Source organism: Arthrobacter sp. Dra40, assembly GCF_059091905.1.
Genome location: NZ_JBNHHB010000348.1, coordinates 1 through 3,776, shown reverse-complemented (window position 1 = coordinate 3,776; position 3,776 = coordinate 1). Strand labels below are relative to the sequence as shown.

The following is a 3,776-nucleotide window of genomic DNA, read 5'->3' as shown; positions in this document are numbered from 1 at the left end:
GGTTCGAGGGGGCCCCAGCGGCGCTGGAAGGGATGTTGCGGGCGGTCCTCCCGCAATTGGCCGTCAGGGCTGCGGGCGGCAGCCTGCGGATTGTCTGTTACGCGCTGCCGCAGGCGCTGCAGTCGTCTGCGCGCTTCCTCCCGGGAGTCGACCTGGTCGAGCGGCCGGGGCCACTGGCGGATCGGCTATCGGCCGGAAGCGGCAGCGTGGTCCTGTTGGTTGCGGGGCGCGGAGATGAGGCAGCCCGGGTCCTTGCCGGGGGCGGGAGCCCGGACGCAGAACTCTGGTTTGGCGGTCCGGCCGAACCACGGACACGGATTGTGCTGACCGGACAGGACGGCCGCTTGACCGATGACAAGGCAGCAGTCAGGTTTTCCTCGGACCTGGTGTCGGCCGGGACACTGGAGCACTTCGCCCGATTGTCCGCGGCAGTAGCCTGCCGGGCGAGGCCACAGGCCGCCGGGCCCATCCCGCCGGACTGCCGCCTGCAGTCGATTCTTCCGCCGGAGCCGCTGGCGGAACGCTGGTCCCGCGGTGACAGCGATCCCGGCCTGGCCGTCCTGGTGGGCATGGGCGCCGCCGGTCCGCTGGTGCTCGACCTGACCGTCCACGGCCCGCATCTGTTGGTCGCGGGAACCACAGGCTCGGGCAAGTCCGAGCTCCTGCGGAGCCTTGTCCTCTCGCTGGCGTTGACCAGGTCGCCCGGCACAGTCAATCTCCTGCTGATCGACTTCAAAGGCGGTTCCGGGCTGGGCCCGCTGGCCAGGCTGCCCCATTGTGCCGGCCTGCTGACGGACTTGACGCTGGAAGCAGTGAACCGGTCATTGGCCTGGTTGAAGGCTGAAGTGCGCCGTCGCGAAGCCTTGCTCGCCAGCCTCGGGGTCAGCGATGTGGCAGCCTGCCAGCCCGGAACGGTGCCGCGGCTCGTCGTCGTGGTGGACGAATTCCGAATGCTCGGCGAAGACGCGCCGCAAGCGCTGCCCGAACTGATGCGGGTGGCCACAGTCGGCCGGGCCCTGGGCATCCATCTGGTGCTGGCCACCCAGCGGCCCCAAGGCGCGGTCTCTTCAGACATCCGTGCCAACGTCACCACCATGATTGCGCTGCGGACGCAGAACGCGGCGGAGTCCCGCGACCTTCTCGATTCTCCGGTGGCCGCGGATATCCCGGTGACCGCACGCGGCCGGGCCTATCTGCGCACCGGTGCTGAGGCAGCTGTGCCTTTCCAGTGCGCTTCCAGCACCCTGCCTGCTTTCGCTCCCGCCCCGGTGTTCCGGACCCTGCACGAATGGCTGCAGGCGGCAGATGTCCCGGCAGCCGCCCGCCCGGATGGCACCGGACTGGTGGAGCAGCTGGTCACCGAAGCCGCAGACCTCTCCGGCAGCCTCGGGCTGGCGGGAGCCAGAAAGCTGCACCCGGCGCTGCCGAAGTCATTGGCCGCCGCACAGCTCGCGGGGGCCGGGACGGCCTCGCCCGGCGGCACTACCGGCGGCGGCACCGGTTACGGCCGCGGGCACGATGATGGTGTCCTCTCCTGCGACAACGACAGCATCGCTCTTGGGCTCCTGGATCTTCCATCCCGGCAATTGCAGCAGCCGCTGTGTTGGCGGCCGGAGCGCGACGGGCATCTGGCGGTCCTCGGCGTCGAGGGCGGAGGGCACCGGGAGTTTCTGCGGACAGTAGCGGCACAAATTCTGGGGACTCCGGCCGAACGCCACTGCTACCTGCTGGACGGTGATGGATCGCTGGGCCCGGCCTCGCGCGCCCAGCGGACGGGAGCCTATGTTGGCCCCGGAGACACCGAGCGGGCGGCAAGGCTCCTGCACCGCTTGGCGAACGAGGTCTCCTCGCGGCTGGCCAGCATGGCGGCGGCGCTGGACCCGGCCGGGCCCGCGGCCCGTGTTCCGCTGGTCCTGCTGATCAGCAGCTGGGGCCGGTGGCTCGGTGGCTTTCGCGCCGGCCGGCTCGGCTGGGCTGAAGACTGCCTGCAGGACATTGCCCGCGACGGCCCTTCGACCGGCGTGGTCCTGGCCGTGACCGGCGAGCGTGAGCTGTCCAGCAGCCGGTTCCTGCCGCTCATGGCCAACCGGCTCTACCTGCCGACCGGAGCCGGGCCTGAAACCTTGATGGGCTGGCCCAGGCTTCCTCCCATGGCTGCGGTGCCGGGCAGAGCCTTCATACAGGGACGGATCTGCGGCGACGGCGGGGTGTGTCACCTGGTCACCGATCCGGCCGGCTGCGCCCTGCCCGCCGCTGCCCGCTCCCGTCCATTCCGGGTCGAAGCGCTCCCGCGCACAGTTCCGGCAGCAGCGCTGCCACCGACCCGCGGCAGGCACCCGGTGATCGGGGTGGAGGGCGACGAGCTTGAGCCCTCCGAACTGCCCCTGACCGACGGCGAGGTGTACTTGGTCCTGGGGCCCGAAGGCAGCGGGAAAACCAATCTGCTGGTCCTACTGCGCCAGGCGCTGGCCGAGCTGCGGCCCTGCTCGGCACCGCCCGAGGGCGACAAGGCCAGCGGGTTCTGGGCCGCCCACTCCGGCGTCGAGCGCGGCACCGTGCTGTTGGTTGACGATGCAGCGGGGCTCGGCGCACGTGCCCAGGATGCCATTGCGGCCATGGTCGCCGCCGGCGCATCAGCTGTCCTGGCGGCACGCCCCGGGCCCTTGCTGCTGCAAGAGCTGCCGCTGGCCCTGCAGGCCCGGGCCGGCGGGCGGGGCATGGTTCTGGCGCCCCGGACGGGGACGGATGCAGAGTTCTTCGGCGTGCGGCTCGACGACGCCTGGAGGCCGCCGGGGCGGGCCTACCGCATCGACTCGGGCAGGGCAGTCCCGCTGCAGGTCGCCTTGGCTACAGAGCGCGCGGGGCGGCGCCCTTGACCAGGAAAGCCGTCACGGGCCTGCTCAGCAGCAGGACAAAGGAGAATGCGGCTGCCACGAGAAGGACCGGTCCAAGCAGCAGTTGGCCGCCTTGGATCATGGAAATGGACACCACCACCACGAAGACCTGCCACACCAAGGCCGCCGCCCGCGTCCAGCGGTATCCGCGGAACAAGAAGTGTCCTACCACCAGCAGCCAGATGCCGAAGGCCAGCATCAGGACCAACAGGAAAACGCTGCCAGCCAGCGAGATCGGGGTATGTGTGGCGAGTCCGTAGCCGTAGAGGACGGCTCCGCCCAACAGCACCAAAGCTTCCAGAACGACTGCTGCTGCAATGATTTTGATGGCAATCGGACGCGCGACAGGGACAGGGTACGGTGCAGGCATTGACACACTCGCACCCTACCTTAGATAGTCGGAAGACAACTGCCGGGCCGGAGGGGAACCCTACCACCCGTGTGATGAATGACTCACGTTCTACGGACGGATAAGTCCGCATGACCCCTTGTTTACACGGATTTAACGTGAAACGCTTGATGGCGATGCAGAGGGGGCCGATCCGGCTCCCTTTTCTATGAGTCTGTTCGTGAATGTTTTCACATAGAGCACAGCCGGACACCATTTAAAGGAGTATGTGATCAGCATGGATTGGCGTAGCCGGGCAGCATGCCTGGACAAGGACCCCGAACTGTTCTTCCCCGTGGGGAACACCGGTCCGGCACTCCTGCAGATCGAAGAGGCCAAGAGCGTATGCCGACGCTGCCCCGTGATCGATACCTGCCTGCAGTGGGCCATCGAGTCCGGCCAGGACGCCGGGGTTTGGGGAGGCATGAGCGAGGACGAGCGCCGTGCCCTCAAGCGCCGTGCTGCCCGGGCGCGCCGGGCCTCCTAACCCCACC

The 3,776-nt window shown here is 68.8% G+C and carries 3 protein-coding genes; 2 read left to right on the top strand and 1 reads right to left on the bottom strand.

Annotated features, from left to right (window positions below; genetic code table 11):
* Window positions 1-2,876 (top strand): FtsK/SpoIIIE domain-containing protein (locus tag AC5RWT_RS35485; protein ID WP_494084315.1); only part of this gene is annotated, 2,876 nt, incomplete at its 5' end.
* Here AC5RWT_RS35485 and AC5RWT_RS35480 read toward each other — a convergent pair.
* The gene (locus AC5RWT_RS35480; RefSeq protein WP_494084316.1) at window positions 2,848-3,264 is read right to left on the bottom strand and encodes a hypothetical protein; all 417 of its coding nucleotides are present in this window, start codon (window positions 3,262-3,264) and stop codon (window positions 2,848-2,850) included. The two genes, AC5RWT_RS35485 and AC5RWT_RS35480, sit on opposite strands and share 29 nt — an antisense overlap.
* Window positions 3,265-3,520: 256 nt before the next feature.
* Here AC5RWT_RS35480 and AC5RWT_RS35475 point away from each other — a divergent pair, with 256 nt between their 5' ends.
* Window positions 3,521-3,769 carry a WhiB family transcriptional regulator gene (locus AC5RWT_RS35475; RefSeq protein ID WP_086994524.1) on the top strand — a complete coding sequence of 83 codons (249 nt, stop codon included), beginning with the start codon at window positions 3,521-3,523 and terminating at the stop codon, window positions 3,767-3,769.
* Window positions 3,770-3,776: the final 7 nt, after the last annotated feature.

What these genes read in the sequence shown, in the direction of transcription:
- AC5RWT_RS35480 (WP_494084316.1), bottom strand. Translation starts at nt 3,264, where the DNA reads ATGCCTGCACCGTACCCTGTCCCTGTCGCGCGTCCGATTGCCATCAAA.
- AC5RWT_RS35475 (WP_086994524.1), top strand. Translation starts at nt 3,521, where the DNA reads ATGGATTGGCGTAGCCGGGCAGCATGCCTGGACAAGGACCCCGAACTG.